This is a genomic window from Enterobacter cloacae complex sp. P16RS2 (genome assembly GCF_014982155.1).
GTDB classification, from domain to species: Bacteria; Pseudomonadota; Gammaproteobacteria; order Enterobacterales; family Enterobacteriaceae; genus Enterobacter; species Enterobacter cloacae_M.
Genome location: NZ_JADCKW010000019.1, coordinates 1 through 26,629, shown reverse-complemented (window position 1 = coordinate 26,629; position 26,629 = coordinate 1). Strand labels below are relative to the sequence as shown.

Below are 26,629 nucleotides of genomic sequence, written 5' to 3'. Positions count from 1 at the left end.
GGCTTCTCCGTTGCGATAATCCACGCTATGCTGCAAGGGTTGTTTCGATTTTCAGGATAATCTATGCATCGTTCAGGTCTGACAGAGCTGGAAGTGGTGATGGCGGTCGTGCGGCGCGGCAGCTTTCGCGGCGCGGCGCAGGAGCTGGGCATGTCCGCCACGGCGGTCAGCAACGCCATCGCCGGGCTGGAGAGCCGCCTTGATACCCGCCTCTTTAACCGCACCACCCGCAGCGTGGCGCTCACCGACGCCGGACAGCGCTACGTGGCGCGTATCGGCCCGGCCCTGCAGGAGATCCGTCTCGCCAGCGAGGAGATCCACAGCGACACCGGGGAGCCCGCCGGCACGCTGCGTCTGAACGTGCCGAACCATATCGGCGCCCTGTTTCTGGACCAGCTGCTGATCGACTTTATGATCCGCTATCCGAAGATGCGCGTGGAGACCGTCAGCGAAGCGCGAATGATCGACATCGTCGCGGAAGGCTATGACGCGGGGATCCGCCTTGAAGAGTCCGTGCCGCAGGACATGATCGCCGTGCCGCTGACCGGAGAGATCCGCCAGCTGGTCACCGCCACGCCGGACTATTTTGCACGCCACGGCATTCCGCAGACGCCGGACGATCTGCTTTCACATCAGGGGATCGGCATGCGCATGGCCCACGGCGGGATCTACCGCTGGGAGCTGGCGCGTCGGGGAGAAACGTACGCCCTTGCCGTGCCGCCGCGCTTTGCGACGTCCGATCTTTTTGCCTCGATCCGCGCCGTGAAAGCGGGATTAGGGGTGGGATTTTTGCCGGAGCTGTATATCCGGGAAGAGCTGGAGCGTGGAGAGCTGGTGAGCGTCTTAAACGACTGGGCGCAGCCGTTTGCCGGACTGCGCCTCTACTACCCCGGCCATCGCCACGTCCCGCCAGGCCTGCGGGCGCTGGTGGCAACGATCCGCGAGCGCGGGATTATTCCAGGTTAGCCTTGTTCAGCCCGTAAGCCGCGTCCAGCGCGCCCGGCGCCATGCGAGAGGTGATCCCCAGACGGTTCCAGGCGTTGATCGCCACGATGGCGAAGTTCAGCTCTGAAATCTCCACGTCCGAGAAGTGCTCCGCCACGCTGCGGTACAGCGCGTCGCTTACGCCGTGAACGCCAATCTGGGTCAGCGCTTCGGTGAAGGCCAGCGCGGCTTTCTCGCGGGCGCTGAACAGCGGGGACTCGCGCCAGGCCGCCAGATGATACAGGCGCAGCTCGCGCTCGCCGGCAATTTTGGCCTCTTTCGAGTGCATATCCAGGCAGAAGGTGCAGCCGTTCAGCTGCGATACGCGAATGTCGATCAGGTGCTTCAGCGCCGGGTCGATGGAGGTTTTTGCCACCTCCATGCTCAGGGCAGACAGCGCGTTGGCGAGGGCAGGTGTGACTTTATGGTGGTTGACGCGAGTGCTCATTGTCTTTCCTCTTTTTGTGCGGCATGTGTCATGCGATGAGGCAAATCTACGCCGTTCATGACATAGTAAAAAGATACAAAAATCGCGAAAAGAGGTAGGACATGAAGCCGGGCTATCACGAGATTTATTCCCGCTATCGCGACAACATCACGCGCGGCGTGCTGAAGCCGGGCGATAAGGTGCCCGCCATCCGCGTGCTGGCGGAAGAGCTGAAGGTGGCGCGTAAAACCGTCGAAACGGCGTATGCCATTCTGACGGGGGAAGGGTATCTGGTGAGCCGGGGCGCGCGCGGCACACGGGTCAACCCGGATCTGCTGTTGCCGGATAAGAGTGCCCCTGCGGAACAGCCCACCGGCACGCTTCCGGCATCCCTCATCAGCCAGCGCGAGCGGGCCGGGTTTCTGCGCCCCGGCATCCCCGCCCTCGACAGCTTTCCGTATAAAAAATGGCTGCTGCTGGCGGGACAGGCGACGCGCGCCATGCGTCAGGAGGAGATGCTTAACCCGCCCGTTCTGGGCTGGTATCCGCTGCGCCAGGCCATCGCCAGCTATCTTAATATTTCACGCGGGCTTTCCTGCAGCGCCGAACAGGTGCTGATCACCAGCGGCTACAGCGGCAGCCTGCGGCTGATCCTCGACACGCTTGCCAGCCGCAGCGACAAGGTGGTGTTTGAAGATCCGGGCTACTTTATGGGCCAGCAGCTGCTCAAGCGGATCGTGCCGCGCCTGCACACCGTGCCGGTCGATCGCTGCGGTATCGACACGGACTACCTGCTCCGTCACCATCGCGATGCCCGATTTGCCATCGTCACCCCGTCGCACCAGAGCCCGCTGGCGGTCACCCTCTCACTGCCGCGCAAGCAGCAGCTGCTCGACTGGGCCAGCCAGAACGAGGCATGGATTATTGAAGACGATTACGACGGCGAGTTTCACTACACCCGCAAGGTGCTGCCGTCGCTAAAAAGCCTCGATCGGCACGATCGGGTGATTTTTATGGGCACCTTCAGTAAAACCATCATGCCGTCGCTGCGCATGGGCTACGTGGTGATGCCCGCCAGCACCGTCGGGGCCTTTACCGACTGCGCGGACATTACCACCAGCGGCCAGCCGGTGCTGACGCAAAAGATCCTCACCGCGTTTCTCAACGAAGGGCATTTTTTCCGCCATCTGAAAAAGATGCGCGCGCTGTATCAGACCCGGCGCGACTGGATGATTGCCGCCCTGCAGGAGGTGTATGGCGATCTGTTTTTCACCGAGCAAAATGACGGCGGGATGCATATCGTGGCGTTCCTGACCAGAGGAAGCGGTGACCGGGAAGTGGCACGCTGCTGGCAGGAACAGCAGCTGCAGGTGAATGCGCTTTCGGAGTGGTATCGCGGGTCGGGCAAACGCTACGGGCTGGTGATGGGCTATAACAACGTGCGGTCGTATGAAGAGGCGGTGGCGTTGCTGGAGAGGCCGAAGCGGCAGACGCTTGCGCTGTTGAGCTGAACATCGCCGGGTGCGCTGCGCTCGCCCGGCGATGACGTGGCTCATACATCATTCCGCGACAACCCAACGTCCTTGAGCTGCTCGTCGCTCATCCGGCTCAGGATGCGGCGGGTGCGGTTGATGCGATACCAGTTGCGTGTTGTTTTCGCGATCCAGACAAACACAATAAACGGACGTTTTGAACGATTCTCGTAGAATTCCATGATGCTCTCCTCACTTTGTCAGTGGGGTTATCATCCCGGAAATCCACCCGTGCAATACAGATGCAAAAACACCTTTTGTTTAACATACAGATCCGCTAAAACAGTATCTGCATGCCAATTTTTACGGCAATCTGTACTGGTTTTACAATCTGTATGGTGAAAACAAAGGATACAGCATGACGCGCTACCAACATCTGGCCAATCTTCTGGCGGAACGCATTCAACAAGGTCTGTATCGCAGCGGCGAACGTCTGCCGTCGGTGCGCACGCTGAGCCAGGAGCACGGCGTAAGCATCAGCACCATACAGCAGGCCTACCAGATCCTCGAAAACCTCCAGCTGATCACCCCTCAGCCGCGCTCCGGCTATTTTGTCTCGCAGCGCAAGGCCCAGCCGCCGGTTCCGGCCATGACGCGACCGGTGCAGCGCCCCGTGGACGTCACCCAGTGGGATGAGGTGATGATGCTGCTGGACGCCCGCGCCGACAAAGAGATGATCTCCTTTGGCGGCGGCTCGCCGGACATTAACCAGCCGAGCCTGAAGCCCCTGTGGCGCGAGATGAGCCGCATAGCGCAGCATAATCCTGCCGAGATGCTGAGCTATGACGTGCTCGACGGCCGCCTGGAGCTGCGCGAGCAGATCGCCCGTCTGATGCTGGACGGCGGCTCCACCGTGGCAGCGAACGAGATTGTCATCACCAACGGCTGCCACGGCGCGCTGTCGATCGCCCTGCTCTCGGTGTGCAAGCCGGGGGATATCGTGGCGGTAGAATCACCGTCGTTTCACGGCACCATGCAGATGCTGCGCGGGTTTGACATCAAGGCGATTGAAATTCCTACCGATCCCGAGACCGGGATCAGCATCGAGGCATTAGAGCTGGCGCTGGAGCAGTGGCCGATCAAGGCCGTTATCCTGGTGCCCAACTGCAATAACCCGCTCGGGTTTATCATGCCGGAAGCGCGGAAAAAGCAGGTGCTGGCCCTCGCCCAGCGGCACGATATCGTGATCGTGGAAGATGATATTTACGGCGAGCTGGCGGCGGAGTACCCGCGCCCGCGCACCATTCATTCGATGGATATCGACGGCCGTGTGATCCTCTGCAGCTCGTTTACCAAAACCGTGGCGCCGGGCCTGCGCGTCGGCTGGATTGTGCCAGGACGCTACTACGACCGGGTGATGCACATGAAATACGCCGCCGGCGGGTTTAACGTGCCGGGCACGCAGATGGCGGTGGCGGCGTTTATTCGCGACGGCCATTACCATCGCCACGTGCGCCGTATGCGTCAGATTTATCAGCAGAATATGGAAACCTACACCTGCTGGGTGCGGCAGTATTTTCCGGCAGAGATTTGCGTCACGCGTCCTCAGGGAAGCTTCCTGCTGTGGATTGAACTGCCGGAGAAGGTCGACATGGTGTGCGTCAGCAAGCAGCTGTGTCGTCTGAAGATCCAGGCCGCGGCCGGGTCGCTGTTTTCCGCCTCCGGGAAGTACCGCAACTGTCTGCGGATCAACGTGGCGCTGCCGCCGACGGAGAAGAATCGCGAGGCGTTGAAGAAGATGGGTGAAGCGATTGTGATTGCGATGGAGGAGTAGTGCGGCCTGATGCCCTCTCCCACAGGGAGAGGGAGAAAACCGTGCAGCATTACTCGTCGAAGTACCAGTATCCCTGGTTAATCAGCCCGGTAAGCTCTTCAACAAACGCCGGGTTTTTCAGCGCATCGCCCAGCTCGGCCAGACCGAGTTCGGTGTAGCGGCACAGCGCATCCGCCGCTTTCGAGTCTACCGTCTCCAGCTGTTCGCTGTTGATAAAGAAGCTGCCGTTGACGTTCAGCACGCGCAGGCCGCTCAGGCGGGACAGCGCTTCGCCGCCCTGCAGCGCGTCCAGCACCTCTTCCGGGGCGTACGGCGGCTCGGCGGCGGCGATATCCAGCTCGTGGCGCGGCGTGGAGACAAAGCTGCCGAACCATTTTGTGAAATCATCCGGCTTGCTAATCATGTCGAACATCATCTGGCGAATGCGATCGAGTTCGTACTGCTCCACGCGGCCAGGGTGTTCGCGACAGGTCAGATCCGGATCGCTGTAGTGCTCGCCGCCCAGATCGTTTTCCAACGCGTAATCGGCGAAACTGCTGATCAGATCGCGACCGTTCGGCCCGCGGAAGCCGACGGAGTAGTTGAGCGCCGTCTCATGGGTAAAACCGTCGTGCGGGAATCCAGGCGGGATGTAGAGGATATCGCCCGGGGCCAGATCTTCGTCGATGATCGGCTCGAACGGATCGACATGCAGCAGCGCCGGATGCGGGCAGAACTGACGCATCGGCAGCTTGTCGCCCACGCGCCAGCGGCGGCTACCCATCCCCTGAATGATAAACACGTCGTACTGATCGATATGCGGACCCACGCCGCCGCCCGGCACGGAGAAGGAGATCATCAGGTCGTCCAGACGCCAGTCCGGCAGGACGCGGAACGGACGCACCAGCTCCGCGGCGGGCATATGCCAGTGGTTTACCGCCTGCGCCAGCAGCGACCAGCCGGTTTCGCCCAGATCGTCAAAGTGCTCAAACGGACCATTGCTGGCCTGCCATTTGCCGTTGAAATGGCTCACCAGACGGCTATCGACTTCCGGCTCCATCGCCAGCCCTGCCAGCTCGTCCGGGGTAATCGGGTCGACAAAATTCGGGAAGGCATTTTTCAGCACTACGGGTTGTTTTTGCCAGTATTTCTCAAGAAATTCCGGCCAGTTCAGGTTCAGTTGATACGCCATGGGTAGCACCAGTGAGAGGGGAAACAGGCGCGATTATAGGCAAGAAGGCGGAGGGGGAACTTGTCATGGGTCAAACGAGGGCGTGTAGGTCGGGTAAGGCGAAGCCGCCACCCGACTCAAACACGCCGCGAAAACTTAATCCAGCTTCAGCTCGTCATAATGGGTTATCAGTTTACCCACGATGCCGTAGTCCAGCGCTTCTGCCGGAGACATCCAGAAGTTGCGATCGGTGTCTTTTTTCACTTTTTCCAGGGGCTGGCCGGTGGCGTCGGCGATCAGCTTGTTCACGCGATCCAGCATGCGGATGATCTCCCGCGCTTCGATCTCAATATCCGTTGCCTGACCGCGCACGCCGCCCAGCGGCTGGTGGATCATAAAGCGGGTATTTGGCAGCGAGTAGCGGTGCTCTTTCTTCGCCGCCAGGAAGATGGTGATCCCGGCGCTCGCCACCCAGCCGGTGCCGATGACGTGCACTTCCGGGCGGATGAACTTGATGAAGTCGTGGATGGTATCGCCCGCTTCCACGTGGCCGCCCTGGCTGTTGATGTACAGCTTGATCGGATCGTTGCTGACGCTTTGCAGCAGGATCATCTGGGTGATCACTTTCTGCGCCAGCTCCTGGTTGATCTCACCGGAGATCACAATCGAACGAGACTCCAGCAGTTTTTGCTGCAGAGCGCCCGCGCCGTTTGACCCTTCCGCTTTTTCCTTGTCGCTATCTTTCAGTGTGTAGTGCATTGTTATTTCCTCAGCTTGTCGCGCTCAAAACCAGAGTGTAGCCTGTTTTACGGGTCAAAGTCCTCACGGACAGATCGCAATCCACGAAGCGGTGATCGCGGATCCGGACGGCAACCGCATTGAGCTTGTGGGTGCATAAAATCAGCGTTTCGTTCTTTAACCGCTCCGGTCACAGATCGCTATACTTCATCTTCATACGGTTATCATATTGTTAAATGATAATGATAGTTAATGTGTTAAGATGAAAGTCAGCATAAACAGTCCCTTACGTAACCGGCGGGATTGTTTGCATCCTCGACATGTCAATCAGCACCGGGGCGGTGAATGGAACACATTGTGTATGTTGTAGATGACGATGACGCAGTCAGGCAGTCCGTGATTGGGCTGCTGGAATCGGCAGACCTAAACGCCGTCGGCTTTTCATCGGCAGAAGCGTTTCTTCAGTACCGCTTTGAAGAGCTCCCGTCGTGCGTGGTGCTTGATATGCAAATGCCCACCATCTCGGGTTTTGAGGTGGCTGACGCCCTTAAGGACAGCGGGCGCGAGATCCCGATTATTTTTCTCACCGGCCACGGCACCATCCCGATGTCGGTGCGCGCCATTAAAGGCGGCGCGTACGAATTTCTCACCAAGCCCGTCGAATCCACCGCGCTTATCGACGCCATCGAGTCCGCGCTTCAGCTGGCGGAACACAACGCCGAGCGCAATAAAGAGCACTACGCCCTGAAGCAGCGCCACATGTCCCTCACCCCGCGCGAGCACGAGGTACTGACGCTGGCGATAAGCGGCATGCTGAACAAGCAGATTGCCGCCGAGCTGGGCGTCAGCGAGATCACGGTGAAGGTGCACCGCCGCCGCGTGATGGAGAAAATGCAGGTGCGCTCCGTGGCGGAGCTGGTCAGGGCCGTTGAGCGCCTGACCTCAAGCCTGCCTGCGGAGTAACGCTTACCCTTCCTGCGCCGCCAGCGGCAGCGCAAACGCAAACACCGTGCCGTACGGCTCCCGGCGGCGCGCGCTCAGCTTCCCGCAGTGGCGCTCGATGATGCTGGCGCTGATGGTCAGCCCCATCCCCATCCCCTGCGCTTTGGTGGAGTAGAACGAATCAAAAATCTGCTCCAGCCGCTCGGGCTCAATGCCGCTCCCGGTATCGGCGATCTCGACGATCACTTTCCCGTCCGCGTTGGCGGTGCTGAGGGTAATGGTACTGGCGCGATCCTTCACCTCGGCCATCGCCTCAACCGCATTCATCACCAGATTGAGCAGCACCTGCTGGATCTGCACGCTATCGCCGGTGATAAAGCTGTCCTGCGCCTTTAACAGATAATCAACGCTAATGTGTCTCTGCTCCAGCTCGCTGCGCGAAAGCGTGATGATATGGTGGATCAGGTAGTGCATGTCGATGCGCGAGAAGGTGGGATCCTGCTTGCGGGTCAGGGACTGAATGCTGCGAATGATCTCCCCCGCCCGCGCGCCTTCCGCGGCGATCTCCTCCAGCCCTTCGCGCACTTTATCCAGCCGGGCGGGCTCGCGGTTGAGCCAGCGCAGGCTCGCCCCGGCGTTCGAGACGATCGACATCAGCGGCTGGTTGATCTCGTGGGCGATGGAGGAGGTCAGCTGTCCGACGGTGGTGGCCCGGGAGACCCGCGCCAGATCCGCCTGCGCGACCCGCATGGCATCCTCCGCCGCGCGCTGCCCGGTGATATCGGTGATGATGCCGTAATACTCGTTCACCTCGCTGCCCACGCCCACCGGATCGCCAATCCCGAGTATGTAGCGCGTTGAGCCGTCGGTACGCTTAACCCGAAACTCCGCGCGCATGGAGAGCCCGTCGCGCACGCTTTGGGTGACGATGGCGCTGATGCGGGCGTAATCGTCCTCATGGACGAAGGTCAAAAACTCCGCCATGGAGATCGTCTTTTGCTGCCCGGGCAGGCCGAGAATGCGGGCGTACTCTTCCGAGACAAACATCAGATCCTGCTCCAGCTCCCAGCGCCAGCTGCCGGTGTGGCTGATCTGCTCGCCGAGCATCAGCGAGGTCTGGCTGGAGCGCAGCTCTTTCTCCACCCGTCGGCGCTGGATGTTCTCCGCCAGCAATTCGGCGTACAGCCGCGCCGTCTCCAGGGATACCGCGGCCTGCGCGCCCAGCAGGCTCACCACGCGCGAGTGCTCGGCGGTGAAGACCTCCGGCATCAGGCGGTTTTCGAGGTAGAGCACGCCTACCAGCCGCGCCTGTTTGAACATCGGGACGCACATGACCGCCGCCCCCGAGGTCACCAGATAAGGGTCCTGGCTGAAGGGATGGAACTCCTCCGGCCTGCCGGTGCGGATCTCCTGCCCGGTGCGGATCACCGCCGCCAGCACCGACAGCGGCAGGTCGGTCGCCGTCGGCACGTCTTTCAGGATCCGCACCCGCACGCCCTCGGTGCTGGTCCAGGCGCTGGCCTCGATCTCCGGGATGAGGCTCTCGCTCACGCGAAGCAGCAGGCCGCGCTGCGCCCCGGCGCGTTCGAGCAGGATGGTCATCAGGTTTTCGATTAAGCGCTCCAGGTTGATCTCTTCCGACAGCGCGCGGGAGGCTTTAATGACGCTCTGGAGATCGCGGATGGTCTCGTTCTGGGCGAACGCCACCGTGTCATAGGCGCTCGCCTGCCCGGAGGCCAGCAGATGCGGGAAATCCTGCTCCAGCTGGCGCACCTTGGCCTGCGCGCCCGCGCGTCCCCAGGCGGCAATTGCGCCGCGGAAGTGGGCGTCCGAGGCCGTCGGGTAGCCGCAGGCCAGCGCGAACCGGCCCGCCAGCTCGTGGGCCAGGGCGTTGATCGGGTTAAACCCGCCCTCGCGGGAGAGCCGGACCGCCTTCTCGTACTGCTCGAGCGCAATGCTGTTCATCCCGTCCAGACGCACGATTTCCGCGTAGATCAGCGCCTCTTTATCCGCGAACGTGCCGGGATTAACGCGCGCCCAGAGGGCGATTTTGTCGTAGTGGGCGTGAATGCTGCGGCGGTGGTTCGCCGAGAAGGTCTCCGGCGTCAGCTGACGGGAGAGCGCCAGGGCGCTGTAGAGATGGTAATCCAGCAGATGGATGTGGCCCGGTGCAGACCACGCGTACCAGCCCGCCATCTCAAGATCCGCCTGCGCGTCGGCATATTCGCCGCAGGTAAAGTGCGCCATGCCGCGATACAGCCAGTACCAGAACAGCATGGTGGAGTTCTTCTCCGGCGCCTGCTCCGGCGACGCGGGAAGCAGCGCCTCCGGCAGCACCTGCGACGCGGTCCAGGTGCCGATGACCGGCGTGCGCAGGAACTCAACGTAGCCGCGCTGGACCATCAGAATGGTCTCCACGTCCTGGAAGTGGGTTTTACGCACGAACGCCAGGCCGCGCTCGATGCTGGTCAACACCCCGTCCAGGTGATCGCCCCGCGAGAGGAAGTTAATCACCTGGTGGCAGGCCGCAAAGCAGGCCATCGTCATATCCCCGTGGGTCACCGCCGAGGTGAAGCAGGCCTTCGCGCATTCGATGGTAAACGATAAAGGCTGGGTCCAGACGCTGAGCTGGTCGAGCGGCAGCAGGGTTTTGGCTTCGAACGCGTCGTAGCCGTGGCGATTCACCAGCTCGCGGGCCAGGGTGCCGTACTGGAACCCGAGGCGATACTCGGCGTAGCGGTGGCCAATCAGCACGCCAAACCAGGCCATCGCCGTGGTGGAGGCGCCGGTAATGCCGTGGTCGAGGGTCAGGTGCATCATGCGGCAGAGCAGCAAAAAGTGCAGGCGCGGGCAGATGAAGCTGGCGCAAATGCTGGCGCTGTAGAGCAGGTTCATCACCGCTTCGGTTTCCGGGTTATCCATCCGCGACAGCTGGGCAAACAGGTTTTGCGGCGCGTCGGCCGTGCGGTTGCAAAAGAGCGCCCAGGCCTCGTCGCAGTCGGCATCTTCCGGATAGCGGCTAATCTGGATCCCGAAAATCCCCAGCCAGCAGAGCGCCGCCTCCAGCGCCAGACGGCTGTCCGACTGACGAATGTACACCTCCACCAGCAGGTTGGCCGCCAGCGCCTTTTCGGTCAGCCCGCCGGGGCAGCCGAGAATGGCGTCACACAGCTTGCGGGTGCGCTCCAGATGCCCCAGCGCAAACTCGCAGCCTGCCTCTTCGATATCGAGCATAAAGTCCGATACCGTCCCGGCGTTGCCCAGCGCTCTGGCGGTCTGGATATAGCCGAGCGCCGAAAGGTAATCTCCCGAACGCTTCGCGCGTCGCGCGGCCAGCAGGCTAAGCTCGCGGAACATCTCGCGCTGCGGGGCGGGCTGGATGCTGTCCAGCGCGGCCGTGACGTGGTGAACGGCGCGGAACAGCAGCTCGTTCCCCGCCGCCTGACGCGCGGCCTCGGCCAGCAGGCTGGCGGTGGTCAGGTGAATATGGCTTCTCTCATGCCGATCCAGCAGCGCAAAGGCGGCCTCCTGCACCCGGTCATGAGTGAAGGCGTACTTTTTTTCCGCCAGCACGATGAGCTGGGCCATCACCGCCGGGTGCAGCGCATAGCGCATTTCCGCCATCGACATGCCGACCACGCGGCAGATCATCTCCATCTCGCCCGTGCCGCCGAGGCAGGCGATGCTGCCCAGCAGGCGGCGCGTTTCGTCGGGCAGCTCTTCGAGCTGCTCCAGCACCAGGGTGACGACGTTTTCGGTGTAATGCCTGGCGCGGATCGCCTGCAGATCGTAGTGCCACTTGTCCTGATATTTGTTGTGCACTACCAGGCCGTCATCCACGATGCGGCGGAAAAACTCGTGCACAAAGAGCGGGTTGCCGCCCGTCTTCTCGTGGATCAGCGTGGCGAGATCGGTCGTCGCCGCGCTGCGGGTGCGAAATACCGTCGCCAGCCAGCGCGCCACCGCTTTCACGGAAAGCGCCTGCGGGACAATTTCGCTCGCGTGCTGTGCCGCCTCCGGCAGGCTCGCCAGCTGCTGTTGCAGTGTAGGTTCGGATAGCGAACCGATATCGCGGTGAGCCACAACCACCAGCAGCGGGATCGCGCCGCAGTTCATCAGCAGGTATTTAAGCGTATACAGGCTGGCGGCGTCGCTCCACTGGAGATCGTCGAGCACCAGCACCAGCGGGCAGCCCTGCGAGGCAAAGGTTTTTACCAGCGCCAGCACCATATGACTGAAGCGCGCCCGGGCATCAATGGAAAACGTATCCGCCGAGAAGCGCGGCTTGCTCTCAAGCAGCAGGCCCAGCTCGGGCACCAGGCTGACGGCCAGCGCCTCGTACCCCTCCAGGGCGCGAGACAAGCGGATTTTCCACTTCGCCACGTCCTCTGCGGGCAGCCCCAGCAGGTGCAGCGTCAGGGTGCGGAACGCGGAGCTTAATACGCCGTAGGGCAGCGACGGCGAAAACTGGTCGACTTTGCCCACCGCCAGCAGCACCGTACGCTGCTGCAGCGTTTTGAGCGCCGTCGCGATGATCGAAGATTTGCCGATCCCCGACGGCCCGCCGATCGTCACCAGCTCCGGCACCAGGCTCTGCCCCACCCGCTCAAACGCCGCAATAACGTCATTCGCCTGCGGATGCGTCGCGAAGAGGGAGTCCGCCAGATGGATCGCCGGGGTGCGGTCCTGCTGGCCGGGGATAAAGGCGACGATCTCGCCCTCGCAGGTCAGCGTCGCCTGGCAGCGGCGAAGGTCGGCAATCAATCCGTCGACCGTCTGGTAGCGGTTATCGGGGTGCTTTTCCAGCAGCTTCAGGATGATGGTCGACAGCATTCCCGGCACGTCCGGGCGGATCGCGTCCGGGGCCAGCGGCGCCGAGGCAATATGGTAGTGCGCCCAGTTAGTCTGCTCGTCCTCCCCCAGCTCAAACGGCAGGCGTCCGGTCAGGAGTTCATACAGCACCATGCCGAGGCTGTAGAGATCGCTGCGGCCGTCGACGGGGCGCTGGGTGCGGGTGGTGTGCTCCGGCGACATATAGGCGGGCGTGCCCCCTGAAACGGCAAGCCGGGTTTGGGTGATGGCATCGGAAAGACTGCTGGAAAGGCCAAAGCTGCCCAGACGGCAGGTGGCGCCGTGATGAACAAAAATACTGCCGGGCTTGATATCGCCGTGGATCAGGTTTTGCAGATGCATCTGGCGCAGGGGAACGCAAATCTGGATCGCCATCTCGATAAAGCGCGCGATGCCCGAGATCGCCCTGCCCGCGCGCCGCGCCAGCAGCTCAAACGAAAACGGGGCGTACACCAGCGCGAAGCGCCCCCGGTACTGGGTGGACGCAACGGCGCGGATGGCCCAGCTGTCCTGCAGCGCGTCGCGCAGCGCAAACTCGTTTTTAAGCAGCCGGGTGGCCCGCTCTTCCTCTTCGTCGCTCACCGCGGTGGCGATAATGAACGAACCGCCGGAATGAGGATGTCGCGCGTGCATCCAGGCGATTCCGCCCTCCTGCGCCAGCACGGTAAAAATCACATCCTCTTTAAGGACAAAAACCCGCCCCTGGTGAAGATTCCCCTGGGCGGGCCAGAATGCAGGCTGCTCGTGTTCGTTCATCCGCGATCCTTATTGTCGGCGGGCCAGCTCCCGCTGAATATGATCCAGCAGAATATCGATGTTAATAGGCTTACGCAAAAATGCAGCGGCGCCCAGATTAAGAGCGTACCGCTGCATATTTTCATCAGCATGACCGGAGATAAAGAGCACGGGCGGAGGCGGTACGGCCAGCAGCCGCAGCTTATCAAACAGCTCCAGGCCGCTCATGCCCCGCAGCTTGATATCGGTGATCACCAGCGCCGCGCCGGACAGGGCGAGCGGATGGCTCAGAAACACCTCTGCCGAATCAAACGTATCGGCGGCATAGCCTTCCGACTCGAGGAGATTACTCAGCCCGCTGCGGACGGATCGTTCGTCATCAATGATGGCAATGCGCCACGGCAGCGTCATGCTGTCTTTCCTCTGGTAAATCATTAAACGTCGCGATCGTCCTTCGCGGGCGCAGGGGGCGCCGTGCCGCTGATTTTCGGTACGCATTCGTGACGAAACCAGGCGAGGGTAAGCGGTTCGCGACTCAGTAAACGCCGTCCCACCGGGATGAGCTGTTCGCCCACCAGCATGCCAAACAGGCCAAGCAGGGCGACAACCGGCGGCGCCGGGGAATGGACGTCGAGCAGAGCGTAAATTACCCCAGCAACCACACCGCACACCAGCGAAATTATCCATGCTTTCATGAGGACGCTCCCGTCTGCAATTTGGCCTGCGGAACGGCCACCGGAGGCGGCGGCGCGCCGTCGCGGGATAACAGATGTCGCGTCGCCTGTTCACCCGCCAGCATCCCCAGCAGGCCAATCAGCGCCAGCGCGGGCGGCGCGGGGGAGCGCACCTTCAGCACGGCATACATCAGGCCAATCAACACGCCTGCCGCAAGGGATATCAGCCCAGTACTCATTGTGAACTCCAGAGAAAGAGGCAGCGGCGAGCCGGATGAGGGACCAGCCCGCCAGCGGAACTTAGCGAGCCGGGACCGGCGCTAAGGTGCGGTGCTCGCTCTTCTGGCGAGACGGCGCTTTGTGCACCATGGTGTAGGCGTAATCCACGCCCATGCCGTACGCGCCGGAGTGCTCGCGCACGATATCCATCACCGCGGTGTAGGTCTCTTTACGCGCCCAGTCGCGCTGCCACTCCAGCATCACCTGCTGCCAGGTGACCGGGATCACGCCCGCCTGGATCATGCGCTGCATCGCGTAGTCGTGGGCTTCTTTGGAGGTGCCGCCGGACGCGTCCGCCACCATGTAAATTTCGTAGTCGCCTTCCAGCATCGCGCACAGGGCAAAGCTGTTGTTGCACACTTCGGTCCACAGGCCGGCCACCACCACCTTCTTCTTACCGTTAGCCTGCAGCGCGTCGCGCACCTTCTGGTCGTCCCAGGAGTTCATGGAGGTACGCTCCAGGATGTCCTGGCCCGGGAACACGTCCAGCAGCTCCGGATAGGTGTTACCGGAGAAGCTTTCGGTCTCAACGGTGGTGATGATGGTTGGGATGTTGAACACCTTAGCCGCTTTCGCCAGCGCCACGGTGTTGTTTTTCAGCACCTGGCGGTCAATAGACTGCACGCCAAACGCCATCTGAGGCTGGTGATCGATAAAGATGATCTGACAGTTCGCAGGGGTTAACACTTCGAGCTTTGAAGAGGTCATAGCATTTTCCAGTGGTTAAGGGTGAAATCGCCGCGAGCGCCGCGACGATAAAATCATCCTCATCCTGCGGTTTTCCGTCCCTGCGCGTAATTATCTCTTCGTATAGTTAACCTTAGGTATAGTTATACTTTGGTATACCTATCCTATTGTATAACTGGATCTTTGCCGAAACCGGTTCCCATAATCCTGACCATTCCCCTCTCAGTCAGGAGCAGTTTATGGTTACCCTCGGTAAAGCCGATCTCATTCTGGTTAACGGCCAGTTTCACACCGTCGATCGCGAAAATCCTGTCGCGGAAGCCGTTGCCGTGCGCGACGGAAAATTTCTGGAAGTGGGTACCGTCGCCGAGGTGATGCAACACCACTGCGAAGGCACCAAAGTGGTCGACTTAAAAGGCCACACCGCCATCCCCGGCCTGAACGACTCGCACCTGCACCTGATTCGCGGCGGGCTGAACTACAACCTCGAGCTGCGCTGGGAAGGCGTGCCGTCGCTGGCCGACGCCCTGCGGATGCTGAAAGAGCAGGCCCTGCGCACGCCGTCGCCGCAGTGGGTACGCGTGGTGGGCGGCTGGACCGAGTTCCAGTTTGCCGAGCGCCGGATGCCGACCCTGGACGAAATTAACGACGCCGCGCCGGATACCCCGGTCTTCATCCTGCACCTGTACGACCGCGCCCTGCTCAACCGCGCCGCGCTGAAGGTGGTCGGCTACACCAAAGACACGCCAAACCCGCCGGGGGGCGAGATCCAGCGCGACGCCAACGGCAACCCGACCGGGATGCTGATCGCCCGTCCGAACGCCATGATCCTCTACGCCACGCTGGCGAAAGGGCCGAAGCTGCCGCTGGAGCAGCAGGTCAACTCCACGCGCCAGTTCATGCGCGAGCTCAACCGCCTGGGGCTGACCAGCGCCATCGACGCGGGCGGCGGCTTCCAGAACTACCCGGAAGATTACGAGGTGATTGCCGAGCTGCACGAGAAAAAGCAGATGACCATCCGCATCGCCTACAACCTGTTTACCCAGCGTCCGGGCCACGAGCTGGAAGACTTTGAAAAATGGACCGACATGCTCACGCCGGGCCAGGGCAGCGACTTCTTCCGCCACAACGGCGCGGGCGAGATGCTGGTCTTCTCCGCCGCCGATTTTGAAGACTTCCTCGAGCCGCGCCCGGACCTCGCGCCGGGCATGGAGGACGAGCTGGAGCGCGTGGTGCGCCATCTGGTGGAGCACCGCTGGCCGTTCCGCCTGCACGCCACCTATAACGAATCCATCAGCCGCATGCTGGACGTCTTCGAGAAGGTGAACCGCGACATTCCGTTCAACGGCCTGCACTGGTTCTTCGACCATGCGGAAACCGTTACCCAGGCCAACATCGACCGCATCAAAGCGCTCGGCGGCGGCATTGCCGTGCAGCACCGCATGGCCTTCCAGGGGGAATACTTTGCCGAGCGCTACGGCATCGAAGCCACCCGCCACACGCCGCCGGTGGCGAAAATGCTCGAGACCGGCGTGCCGGTGGGCTTAGGGACGGACGCCACCCGCGTGGCGAGCTACAACCCGTGGACCGCACTCTACTGGCTGGTCTCCGGCCGCACCGTCGGCGGGATGCAGATGTACGACCACAGCGCCCGTCTGGACCGCGATACCGCCCTGATGCTCTGGACCCAGGGCAGCGCGTGGTTCTCCAGCGAGCAGAACCAGAAGGGGCAGATCAAGGTCGGCCAGCTCGCCGACCTGGCGGTGCTCAGCAAAGACTACTTCCGCGTGCCGGAAGAGGAGATCAAGGGCATCGAGTCCGTCCTGACGGTGGTCAACGGCGATATCGTTTACGCCGCAGGCAGCTTTGGCCCGCTCGCGCCGCCGGCCATTCCGGTTCTGCCCGAGTGGTCCCCGGTGGTGAAGGTACCGGGCCACTACCGCAGCGCGCCGCCGCAGGCCGCCCGCGTCGGGATGAGCGCCGTTCATCACTGCAGCGGCCCGTGCGGGGTTCACAGCCACCAGCATGATTTCGCCCGCACGTCAGAGATGCCGGTGTCCGACGATAACGCTTTCTGGGGGGCGCTGGGCTGCAGCTGCTTTGCATTCTGATGAAAAACACCTTTGCTCCGCCCCGGGTCGACCTGGGGCTGTTCTTCCTGCGCCTGACCGGCAGCCTGCTGCTGCTCTACGTGCACGGCCTGCCGAAGGTGCTGCACTTCAGCGAAGAGCTGACGCGCATTGAAGATCCGTTCGGCTTCGGGCCTTACGCGAGCCTGATCCCGGCGATTGTCGCCGAGGTGATCTGCCCGCTGTTGATCATTGCGGGCGTCTACACCCGCCTGGCGTGCCTGCCGATTATCGCCGTGCTGCTGGTGGCGATGCTGGCGGTCCACCCGAACTGGTCGATTGCCGAAGGGCAGTTTGGCTGGCTGCTGCTGATTATCTTCACCACCCTCGCCCTCACCGGGCCGGGCCAGTGGCGGCTGCAGCGTAAGACAGCGGAGAGGTTCACATGACCCAGGTTAACGACGTTCGCGACGCACACGTCGAGACGACGCCCGCGCAGGCGGTTTCGCCGTGGCAGCCGCTGAGCCAGCCGGTGTTCCGCATGCTGTGGATCGCCACGGTGGTCTCTAACATCGGCTCATGGATGAGCGACGTCGGCATCAACTGGAGCATGCTGACCCTGAGCGCCGATCCTTTAGATATCGCGCTGGTGCAGGCGGCCAGCAGCCTGCCGATGTTCCTCTTCGCCCTGCCGTCCGGGGTGATGGCGGACATAGTCGACCGACGTAAATACCTGCTCTTCTCCCAGCTGTGGGTGTTCATCGCCGCCGCCGGGCTGACGGTGCTCTCCTTCACCGGACACGTCACCCCCACCGTTCTGCTGGTGGCGACGTTTCTGCTGAGCGTGGGCGCGGCGATGAGCTCGCCGCCGTTCCAGGCCGTGGTGCCCGATCTGGTGAGCAAGCCGGAGCTGGGCGCCGCCGTGGCGCTGAACTCGCTCGGAGTGAACATCAGCCGGGCAATTGGCCCCGCGCTGGGCGGTTTTCTGCTCTCGCTCGCCGGGCCGTGGATGGTGTTTGCCCTCAACGCGCTCTCCGTGGTCGGCGTGGCGTGGGTGCTGTGGCGCTGGCGTCCGGCACCGTCCATTCAACGTCTGCCGCCGGAGCACTTCTTCTCCGCGGTGCGCTCCGGCATCCGCTACGTGCACGCCGCGCCGGTGCTGCGCAACGTGCTGGTGCGCACCGTGGCCTTCTTCGTTTTCGGCAGCGCGGGCTGGGCGCTGCTGCCGCTGGTGGCGCGCCGCGAGCTGGGCTTAGGCCCGGCGGGCTACGGCGTGATGCTGGCGTGCATTGGCCTGGGGGCGATTGCCGGGGCGATCCTTCTGCCGCGCCTGCGCCAGCGGCTCGACGCCGACCGCCTGATGGTGGCCGCCAGCCTGACCTTTGCCCTCACCATGCTGGCGCTGGCGTTCGTGCGCCACGTCTGGCTGCTCAACCTGTTTGAGTTCTTCACCGGCTTCGCTTGGATTGCGGTGCTCTCAACACTGAACCTCGGCGCGCAGCGCAGCGCCGCCCGCTGGGTGAAGGCCCGCGCGCTGGCGGTCTACCTGACGGTGTTCTTCGGCTCGATGACCGCGGGCAGCGCCATCTGGGGGCAGATCGCCTCCCGCTTCGGCACCCCGACATCGCTGGTGGTCGCCACGCTGGGGATGGTGCTGGCGAGCGCGACGGTGTTCCGCTGGAAGCTGGGGAAAGATCCGGACCTGAACCTCGACCTCAGCGGCCAGCCGCTGGACGGCGTGGAGATTGACCTGCCGAACGAGCGCGGCCCGGTGCTTGTGTCGCACGAGTACATCATCGACCCGCAGAATACGAAGGCCTTCCTGGAGGCGGTTCACGAGCTGCGCCGGGTGCGCCGCCGCGCCGGGGCGATGAGCTGGGCGGTGTACGAGGATATCGAACGCCCCGGCCTGTTTATCGAGACCTTCCTGATGGGCTCCTGGATTGAGCATCTGCGCCAGCAGGAGCGCCACACCATGAATGACCTCCTGCTGCAGAGCCGCGTTCTGGCTTTTCATCAGGGCACAACATCACCGGCAATTCGCTACCTGGTCGCGCCGGTATAACCATAACCATCACCTGCACAGGAACACACTATGGCAACGTTTAAGGCAAAAGACGGCACGCAGATTTACTACAAGGACGGCGGCGCGGGCAAACCGGTTCTCTTCAGCCACGGCTGGCCGCTGGACGGCGACATGTGGGACAGCCAGCTGAACTACCTGGCGGAACGCGGCTTCCGCGCCATCGCCTTTGACCGCCGCGGCTTTGGCCGCTCGGATCAGCCGTGGAACGGCTACGACTACGACACCTTTGCGTCCGACATCAACGACCTGATCACCACCCTGGACCTGCAGGACGTGACGCTGGTGGGTTTCTCAATGGGCGGCGGCGACGTGACCCGCTACATCAACAACTACGGCAGCGCGCGCGTGGCCGGTCTGGCGCTGCTGGGCGCGGTAACGCCAATCTTCGGCAAATCCGACTCCTTCCCGCAGGGCGTGGATCAGAGCGTGTTCGACGGCATTCGCGACGGACTACGTAAAGATCGCGCCCAGTTTATCAGCGACTTCGCGACGCCGTTCTACGGCACCAACGCCGGGCAGACCGTTTCCGCCGGTGCCCTGACCCAGACGCTGAACATCGCCCTGCTGGCGTCCCTGAAGGGCACCATCGACTGCGTGACCGCGTTCGGCGAAACCGACTTCCGCCCGGACATGGCGAAAATCGACGTGCCGACGCTGGTGATTCACGGCAGCAACGACCAGATCGTGCCATTTGAAAGCACCGGCAAGCTGGCGGCAGAGATGATCAAAAACGCCACGCTGAAGGTATACGACAACGCGCCGCACGGCTTCGCGCTGACCCACCAGGACCAGCTCAACGAAGACCTGCTGGCGTTTGTGAAGTCGCTGTAATTTTTTCCAGGCCGGGTAAGGCGCAGCCGCCACCCGGCGCTTTCGCTCCGCCAGCGTCACGTAGCCAGTGATTGCTGAGACAGGACCTGCAGGCTGAAGGTGCGCGCCTCAAGCCTCGTCTGAGGTAAACACCATGCCCGCATAGGGCTTCTCGCGACACGCCGCCAGCCGCGCGGCGAGGCTGCCCACGTGCAGCTCCAGCTTGTGCCCGTCCGGGTCGAGAAAATAGAACGACGCCCCCTCGCTTTTGTTCTGCTTCCAGACGGTGACGCCCGCCTGCTCCAGCCTTTGCGAGAACGGTTCAAAATCCTCTTCCGCCACGGTAAACGCGTAGTGGGTGTAGTCGCTCTCCTGCGGCAGCACGTACTGGCGCGCCTCGTCGTACGACAGGCAGACCCACAGATCGCCGCAGGTGAGATAGGCCCCGGTATTCCAGCGGGCGTGCAGCGCAAGCCCCAGCAGCTCGTGCCAGAAGGTGACGCTTTTTTGCAGGTCGCTGACCGCGAGGGTCAGATGGTTGAGTGATTGCAGCATGACGTGCCCTTTTGTTTTTCGCGCCGGACGTGATACGGTAAAGAGATGAACATAAACCACGCCGTGCTCACCGTAAACCGCTGGTGGCTGCCTTCTTAAAGGCGGCACGGAGTAGTTTTCCCCATTTTCAGATAGCCGCCGAAAGGCGGCTTTCACATTTCTAAGACCCCTTTCGGCAACTGCCCATTAAGGAGTCATTATGAACGCACCAACCATCCTCACCGGCGACCGCCCAACCGGCCCGCTGCACCTCGGCCACTTCGTCGGATCGCTGCGCCAGCGCGTGGCGCTGCAGCAGACGCACAGCCAGTTTGTGCTGATTGCCGACCTGCAGGGCCTGACCGACAACGGCAGCAACCCGCAGAAAATTCGCGACAACATCCCCGAAGTGCTGGCCGACTACCTCGCCGCCGGCATCGACCCGAACCTGACCACCATCTGCCTGCAGTCCGCCCTGCCCGCCCTCGCCGAGCTGACGATGCTGTATATGAACATCGTCACCGTCGCCCGCGTGGAGCGTAACCCGACGGTGAAAAACGAGATTGCGCAGAAGGGCTTCGCCCGCTCGCTGCCGGTCGGGTTTATGGCCTACCCCATCAGCCAGGCGGCGGACATCACCGCGTTTAAGGCCGAGTGCGTGCCCGTCGGCGACGACCAGCTGCCGATGATTGAGCAGACCAACGAGATTGTGCACAAGATGAACAGCCTGCTGCCAGCCCCGGTGCTGCGCCACTGCAAGGCGATGCTGAGCGACACCAGCCGCCTGCCCGGCATCGACGGCAGCGCCAAGATGTCGAAATCGCTGGGCAACACGCTGCACCTTTCGGCCAGTGAAGAGACCATTCACCGTGCGGTCAGCGCCATGTACACCGACCCGAATCATCTGAAGGTGAGCGACCCGGGGCAGATTGAGGGGAACGTGGTGTTTACGTACCTCGATGCGTTTCATCCGGACAAGGAGAAAGTGGCGGCGATGAAGGCGCACTATCAGGCAGGCGGGCTTGGGGACCGGGCGTGCAAGAACGAGCTTGAAGCGTGCCTGCAGGAGCTGATTGCGCCGATGCGGGAGCGGAGGGCGATGTATATGCGGGATAAGGGGGAGCTGATGGCGATGCTTAAGCGCGGCACGGAACGGGCGCAGGGGGTGACGCAGGAGACGTTGAGGGAGGTGAAGGTTGGACTGGGGGTGCCAGTGTTTAGTTAAGTTAGATTTAGCGGTGGAGTGCGTGGAATTGGCATGAAGCCGCTAACTTGATTATTACGGAAATCAGCGAGGCGCAATAAATTCTGAAATGCATTATTAGCCAATGTCGTTTGTCATTCTGTTGAGAGCGCTATATTCTTAGACTCTTTATATTTTATAACGTCGCGGCCACTCTCATGAGTAAGTTTATTATTTCCATGCTGAATACGTTACTTTGTTTTTTTGTGATTGTGTTATGCCTCATATGCGTGGGCGTCACTGATAACTGGAAAGAATGCACTATAGCTATAATTATCACTTTAGGATGCGCACATTTCATGGCCATTTTACTGAATCGTGTATTACCGCATAATTTATCTATCTTAGAAGGAATGATGGAATTATTGGGAGGACCACTATTAGTTATAGGCGCAATTGTGTGCTTTGATGTATTCGAACCCTGGCCGCTGAAAATCATTGGGATGTTTGCGTGGATTGTTTTGATTTTCTTTATACCTTCCATAATAAGCCCCAGGCGTTAACTCGGTCTATTAATCAATGTCTACGTCATTTCTTCACCCTCGGAATCCAACATAATGTACCCCACTCTTTCGCAGGTCATTGAGATTGTACGTCAGTCCTCTGGACATCATCGCAAGCGCATTGATGAGAACACCCTAATCGAAGCCGACCTTGATATATGCGGCATGGATGGCGATGCCCTGATTGAAGACTGCGAGGCAGCGTTTGGCGTTACGCTTGTCACTGAAGAAGATGGCTATGAGAAAACTTTTTCCCTCGCTGAAAACGAGTTTCTTTTTAGCACCGAGGGCATAGATTACTTTGGTATCTGCCGCTTGATTCGCAGGTTGCGAGGCATTCCGGAACCGGTGATACGCGATTTAACCGTTGGCGAGCTTCATGCTGTGCTGGTTAAGGCAGTTAAAGAACAGGTAGATCATGATTGAGTTATTTTTAGCATAGTGCGGGCATGTGCTCATATGCCCGCACTCGTTAGTCTTAAGTTTAAACGGCCTTCCCACTCCCACGCTTAATCACCGGAACATCACCTGTATCATTCAGCGCTCCCGGAAAGGTCTTCAGCCATTGGGCGACTTTCTGCTTATTGATATTCACCACGCTCATCCCTTCCAGGCATCCCCATAATTCTCTTGTATGCTGCGGCGTAATCACAATGCAGTCTTTCATGGCGCGGATTTTCACGGGCATGCCGTTGATAAAGCCCGCACGGGTTAACCAGTCGCCACCCAGCAGCAGGTATTTCATGTCTATGCGTGCATAGAGTTCGCAGCAGGCTGCACTGTCCTGCGGCGTTTCCGCGCGGGGATGGACGGGCGCCGCGTTAGGCGGGTTGCCGTGTAAACGGCGGGCGCTGTTTTTGCGGACCAGCTCGCGGTTTTCAATCATGCCGGTGAAAGCGTCTGATTCTGTTTTGCAAACAGTAAACTCTGGCTTAAAATTCGTCGCAGCCATTTTCAACTCCTGTCTAGTTGGCTGTGGTTAGCGGTATGGGGGTGTTGCAGCACCTTCATATCGCGAATTCTTCGTTAAATTCTCTTTGATACTTCCTTTGCCGATTGGCGTAATTTCTGGTGCTCATTATACAGGACTGAATATAAATACAGCGGTTTTGGGTGGGGTAAATTTAGAATTTGCGAGGGGGATTCAGGAAATAGAGTTCTGTGCGGTAAAGTCATGTTTTTGTTGATTGCGGGTTGCCTGGTCTGGGTTTTGCGAGCATCATCGCAAATATTTACTTTCTTCCGTAACGCGATGGCATTCAGCAAAACTATCGAACAGGCAATTGCCGACATCACCATCTGGCGCAAAGGCGAACAGCGCGCGCCACATAAGCCTTTATTGCTTCTGTACGTGCTGGCGAACTATCAGCAGGGGCATGCGCGACTGTTTGATTATGGAACCGAGGTCCATGAACAGTTGCTTAGCCTGTTAGAACGTTTTGGCCCGCAGAGGAAGGCGCATTACCCAAATATGCCCTTCTGGCGGCTCAAAGGGGACGGTTTTTGGGATCTGAAGAATACTGAATTCTGTTCGACCACTGGCAGTAAGCAGCCGCCTGTTAAAGAGCTTGTGGAGCATAACGTCGCAGGCGGGTTTGATGAAGAACACTTTGCGCTGCTGAGTAAGAACAAAAACCTGATCGGCTCGCTGGCGCAGCAGATCCTTGAAGCGCATTTTCCGGAAAGCATTCAGGAAGAGATCGCGGATGAGATGGGTTTTGATATTCAGCAAATCCGTAAGGTTCGCGATCCGCTGTTCCGCCAGCAGGTTCTGCGAGCTTATAACTACGAGTGCGCAATCTGCGGGTTTAACATGCGACATGATAACGCCTCTGTAGGACTTGAAGCCGCGCATATTAAATGGAAGCAGTTTGGCGGGCCGTGTGAGATCCCGAACGGACTGGCGTTGTGTGCGATTCATCATAAGGCATTTGATAAGGGATCGATTGGGCTGGATGAAAGTATGCGGGTGTTGGTGTCTGAGGCGGTGAATGGAGGCGGGATTGTTGGGCGGTTGTTCTGGGATTTTGCAGGGAAGCAGATTGCTTTGCCGATGGTGAAAGGGAACTATCCAAAGGAGGGATATGTAGAGTGGCATCGTAGGGAGGTGTTTAGATGATGAGTGCGAAGGCCGGACTCAAAAAAACCTACAAGCCATTGATTTATATTTATTTTAAATGAAAATAAAACTTATAGACCCCCATGATGACCCCATGAGAGGGAATCATCATGAATCCATACACAGACTGGCTCGTTTATGAGTGGTCTATAAGTATTAAATTATTCTAATAATTTGATTAGGGATTTACTTTCCAACTCTCTCAAAATAATTAAAGGGATTTCCAAAGATTTAGGATCAATATTTCGTATCCAGTTTATGGCCTCATCTAGACTCGGGTTAGAATTTGGCATCATCCCCTCAAGGTAAGAAGCTGTGATTCTGGATAATCCTAGCTCAATGAAAACCTGGCCTGCTATAGAAGATACGCCCAGCTCTAAAGACAAAGGGAAATCGTAAATTTCTCTAACCTTATCTGCCAAATCACAATTCATTAAAGCAATCCGTAGTATGTCAACATATGCACGCCCTAACTGTACATACTTAAACCGTAAGTTGTCTTCGATAAATTCAAAAACTTCTCTAACTGTTCTATCAACATTAACACTACCATCCTTACTGTTAGACTTTTTGTGTTTGATAGTTAGCGATATAATCTCTGGAAGAGATTTACCACGCATCCAGTTTAATGACATAGTTGTAAGGTATCTAGAAAATTTAGCAGAATTATTATTTAATATATATTTATTTATCCGACTAAATATACCTACATACACTTGATAGACATCACCTGACGGATGACGTGGTATTAACCCATCCGCACCTCCACTTTTTATTACCTCAATAAACCTTTTATAAATCCTTTCCTGTCCAAAAGGGTCTACAGTCCAATTTATTGCTAACATTTCATGAGGCAAATCGAGAGAATTGAGTGATTGTAATGTTGATATTTCTAACTTCTCGATATTAGCGGGAGTTAAGCTGGACTCTAAGCTATTTTTAAGGAAAGTATTTAAATCTCCTTTAGCCGCTTTTGAAAGTAACAATCCTGCGGCAGCATCAGCATTTGTGTACTTTGCAGAATCTACATGATTATCTTTTTTTAATCTCGAAATTATAGCCTCTAAATCTTCAGAGGCAACTTTCTTGAATGATGGTGTTATTTTGAATTCAACCTTATTATCTAAGGGCTTGCTATCCCATTCATCATAGCCAATTAAATAGACATCTCCAGAAAACGCATAACCTAATCGACCAGCTCTGCCTGCAAAATTCCATATTGATGCCGAATCCAGTTGAACACCTTTATTACCACGAGTGGGCGTATCAATAAATACATTTTTGGTTGGCAAATTGACACCTTGGAACAAGGTAGTTGTACAAACTAAAAAATTTATATCCTTTTTTATAAATGCTTTCTCAATAGACTCTCGTAATAACCCTGGCATTTTACCATAGTGATACGCTACACCTTTAAGAACGTGACTTGCCAAAGAATAGTCTTTATGAACATGCTTTTTAATGAATTTCGATAACTCAAGTAGCTCGTTATCTTTTTTTATTTCTAAATCAGAAGCAAGCTGCTTAGCAACTTTTTCAGCATTAGCTGCCCCAGTTGCGTATACTAATGATGATGAGTTTTTACCCAAAGCTAACGCAATTGCAGCCAACCTAGTATCATGATTAGCAAACCCTCTTTCAGATTTTATTTTTCCAATATAAAATCTAGTGGAATTATCTAGCAAAAATAAATCTAAGCTTTTTTGTTCTGCAGGATCTACAGTAACAATAAGTTTATTTTGGACAACAGGTGAATAATCTGTTTTATCAACAACTATGTCTTTTCTTCCTAGTATTTCACCAAAACTATTAAAACCATTGGCACCTGGAGCTAAAAATAAATACTCCACATCTTCATTTCTCTTATTAATAATTTCGAGGCAATCTTGGAGAATCATACCTCTAATATCATCCCCTATACACTGAGCCTCATCAATCACAACCAAATCAATGCTATCATCAATTAATTCAAGTAAAACCTGTAACCTTTCTTGCGTCAATACAAAAATCTGTTTGTTATAGTTATTATTAAGTGTTGGGATTGCTGAAACTCTAACGGAATCTTTATGGATGTACAATTTCTTCGATAATTTTTCACATATCTCATTAACTAGAGCTCTTGTTGGGGCAATGTAAACCGCACAACAAATGTGATTTTCAAGAATTTTTCTAACGAGCATTTCTAAAACTATGAATGACTTGCCAGCTGAGGTTGGGGCTGAAATTGCCCTAGCACCTTTTTGATATAATGAGTTCCAAACACCCTTTTGAAAATCGGTCAATAAGAAATCAATGCCATCTATTTTAACAGTATTTTCTTTCTCAAGAATATTTCTCTTCAGGAAATCAAAAAACAACTCCTCTTTGAAATTACTTATCCCTTTTAAAAAATTAGCTCCCGGAAAATTACCCAACTCTCTTAACAATTCAACAGAACTCTTCTTTATTATATCCTTTTGAGAAATCATGTTTAAATGGTACGCTATACTTTT

Annotated in this window: 23 protein-coding genes; 11 read left to right on the top strand and 12 right to left on the bottom strand. The window is 58.3% G+C overall.

What is annotated here, in order from left to right:
• Positions 1–63 precede the first annotated feature (63 nt).
• On the top strand, positions 64–966 hold the full coding sequence (locus INF68_RS13260) for a LysR family transcriptional regulator (RefSeq protein ID WP_047173274.1): 903 nt from the start codon (positions 64–66) through the stop codon (positions 964–966).
• Here the strand turns inward: INF68_RS13260 and INF68_RS13255 are convergent.
• A complete protein-coding gene (locus INF68_RS13255) occupies positions 953–1,432 on the bottom strand; it encodes a carboxymuconolactone decarboxylase family protein (protein WP_023310248.1) in 480 nt (159 codons plus the stop codon). The genes INF68_RS13260 and INF68_RS13255 overlap by 14 nt on opposite strands.
• 101 nt (positions 1,433–1,533) lie before the next feature.
• Here INF68_RS13255 and INF68_RS13250 point away from each other — a divergent pair, with 101 nt between their 5' ends.
• Positions 1,534–2,922 (top strand): PLP-dependent aminotransferase family protein, encoded by a 1,389-nt coding sequence (locus INF68_RS13250; RefSeq protein ID WP_126786271.1) that lies wholly within the window; start codon positions 1,534–1,536, stop codon positions 2,920–2,922.
• Positions 2,923–2,963: 41 nt separating this feature from the next.
• On the opposite strand, the gene INF68_RS13245 is transcribed toward INF68_RS13250, so the two are convergent.
• Complete coding sequence (locus INF68_RS13245; protein WP_063409561.1) at positions 2,964–3,125, bottom strand: DUF1127 domain-containing protein; 162 nt, start codon at positions 3,123–3,125, stop codon at positions 2,964–2,966.
• 176 nt (positions 3,126–3,301) lie between these two features.
• On the opposite strand from INF68_RS13245, the gene INF68_RS13240 reads away from it, so the two are divergent.
• The gene (locus tag INF68_RS13240; RefSeq protein WP_109846360.1) at positions 3,302–4,717 is read left to right on the top strand and encodes a PLP-dependent aminotransferase family protein; all 1,416 of its coding nucleotides are present in this window, start codon (positions 3,302–3,304) and stop codon (positions 4,715–4,717) included.
• 49 nt (positions 4,718–4,766) lie between these two features.
• Here the strand turns inward: INF68_RS13240 and INF68_RS13235 are convergent, their stop codons facing one another.
• Entirely contained in the window at positions 4,767–5,888 is a 1,122-nt protein-coding gene (locus INF68_RS13235; RefSeq protein WP_126786270.1) for a cupin domain-containing protein, read from the bottom strand.
• 135 nt (positions 5,889–6,023) lie between these two features.
• Positions 6,024–6,626, bottom strand: coding sequence for an ATP-dependent Clp protease proteolytic subunit (locus INF68_RS13230; protein ID WP_023310243.1), 603 nt, complete (start codon positions 6,624–6,626; stop codon positions 6,024–6,026).
• Positions 6,627–6,950: 324 nt separating this feature from the next.
• On the opposite strand from INF68_RS13230, the gene INF68_RS13225 reads away from it, so the two are divergent.
• A complete protein-coding gene (locus tag INF68_RS13225) occupies positions 6,951–7,568 on the top strand; it encodes a response regulator transcription factor (protein WP_126786269.1) in 618 nt (205 codons plus the stop codon).
• A 3-nt stretch (positions 7,569–7,571) separates the two neighbouring features.
• Here INF68_RS13225 and INF68_RS13220 read toward each other — a convergent pair whose 3' ends face one another.
• The 5 genes from INF68_RS13220 to INF68_RS13200 form a co-directional block, all read right to left on the bottom strand.
• Entirely contained in the window at positions 7,572–13,154 is a 5,583-nt protein-coding gene (locus tag INF68_RS13220; RefSeq protein WP_126786268.1) for an ATP-binding protein, read from the bottom strand.
• 9 nt (positions 13,155–13,163) lie between these two features.
• Complete coding sequence (locus INF68_RS13215; protein WP_059445718.1) at positions 13,164–13,544, bottom strand: response regulator transcription factor; 381 nt, start codon at positions 13,542–13,544, stop codon at positions 13,164–13,166.
• Between the two features lie 23 nt (positions 13,545–13,567).
• Positions 13,568–13,828, bottom strand: a complete 261-nt coding sequence (locus INF68_RS13210; protein ID WP_010427264.1) for a XapX domain-containing protein — start codon at positions 13,826–13,828, stop codon at positions 13,568–13,570.
• Positions 13,825–14,046 (bottom strand): DUF1427 family protein, encoded by a 222-nt coding sequence (locus tag INF68_RS13205; RefSeq protein ID WP_126786267.1) that lies wholly within the window; start codon positions 14,044–14,046, stop codon positions 13,825–13,827. The genes INF68_RS13210 and INF68_RS13205 overlap by 4 nt, the downstream gene beginning before the upstream one ends.
• 61 nt (positions 14,047–14,107) lie before the next feature.
• Positions 14,108–14,794 carry a hydrolase gene (locus INF68_RS13200; protein ID WP_047742952.1) on the bottom strand — a complete coding sequence of 229 codons (687 nt, stop codon included), beginning with the start codon at positions 14,792–14,794 and terminating at the stop codon, positions 14,108–14,110.
• Positions 14,795–15,012: 218 nt separating this feature from the next.
• On the opposite strand from INF68_RS13200, the gene INF68_RS13195 reads away from it, so the two are divergent.
• The 4 genes from INF68_RS13195 to INF68_RS13180 are packed head-to-tail and all read left to right on the top strand — an operon-like array spanning position 15,013 to position 19,759.
• Positions 15,013–16,884: an amidohydrolase gene (locus INF68_RS13195; protein WP_059347234.1), complete on the top strand. Its 1,872-nt coding sequence runs from the start codon at positions 15,013–15,015 to the stop codon at positions 16,882–16,884.
• Positions 16,884–17,291 carry a DoxX family protein gene (locus INF68_RS13190; RefSeq protein WP_126786266.1) on the top strand — a complete coding sequence of 136 codons (408 nt, stop codon included), beginning with the start codon at positions 16,884–16,886 and terminating at the stop codon, positions 17,289–17,291. Before INF68_RS13195 ends, INF68_RS13190 begins: the two co-directional genes overlap by 1 nt.
• Positions 17,288–18,907: an MFS transporter gene (locus tag INF68_RS13185; RefSeq protein WP_126786265.1), complete on the top strand. Its 1,620-nt coding sequence runs from the start codon at positions 17,288–17,290 to the stop codon at positions 18,905–18,907. The genes INF68_RS13190 and INF68_RS13185 overlap by 4 nt, the downstream gene beginning before the upstream one ends.
• 30 nt (positions 18,908–18,937) lie before the next feature.
• Positions 18,938–19,759, top strand: a complete 822-nt coding sequence (locus INF68_RS13180) for an alpha/beta fold hydrolase (RefSeq protein WP_023310234.1) — start codon at positions 18,938–18,940, stop codon at positions 19,757–19,759.
• Between the two features lie 108 nt (positions 19,760–19,867).
• Here the strand turns inward: INF68_RS13180 and fosA are convergent, their stop codons facing one another.
• Complete coding sequence (gene fosA / locus INF68_RS13175; RefSeq protein WP_126786264.1) at positions 19,868–20,293, bottom strand: FosA/FosA2 family fosfomycin resistance glutathione transferase; 426 nt, start codon at positions 20,291–20,293, stop codon at positions 19,868–19,870.
• A gap of 199 nt (positions 20,294–20,492) precedes the next feature.
• On the opposite strand from fosA, the gene trpS reads away from it, so the two are divergent.
• On the top strand, positions 20,493–21,497 hold the full coding sequence (gene trpS, locus INF68_RS13170; protein ID WP_126786263.1) for a tryptophan--tRNA ligase: 1,005 nt from the start codon (positions 20,493–20,495) through the stop codon (positions 21,495–21,497).
• A gap of 575 nt (positions 21,498–22,072) precedes the next feature.
• Entirely contained in the window at positions 22,073–22,444 is a 372-nt protein-coding gene (locus tag INF68_RS13165) for a hypothetical protein (RefSeq protein ID WP_126786261.1), read from the top strand.
• Between the two features lie 58 nt (positions 22,445–22,502).
• On the opposite strand, the gene INF68_RS13160 is transcribed toward INF68_RS13165, so the two are convergent.
• Positions 22,503–22,970 (bottom strand): SymE family type I addiction module toxin, encoded by a 468-nt coding sequence (locus INF68_RS13160; protein ID WP_082131790.1) that lies wholly within the window; start codon positions 22,968–22,970, stop codon positions 22,503–22,505.
• Between the two features lie 300 nt (positions 22,971–23,270).
• On the opposite strand from INF68_RS13160, the gene INF68_RS13155 reads away from it, so the two are divergent.
• A complete protein-coding gene (locus INF68_RS13155) occupies positions 23,271–24,137 on the top strand; it encodes a phosphorothioated DNA-binding restriction endonuclease (protein ID WP_126786360.1) in 867 nt (288 codons plus the stop codon).
• Positions 24,138–24,298: 161 nt separating this feature from the next.
• Here INF68_RS13155 and INF68_RS13150 read toward each other — a convergent pair.
• The coding region (locus INF68_RS13150) for a DEAD/DEAH box helicase (protein WP_193525326.1) at positions 24,299–26,629 on the bottom strand (2,331 nt) is incomplete at its 5' end.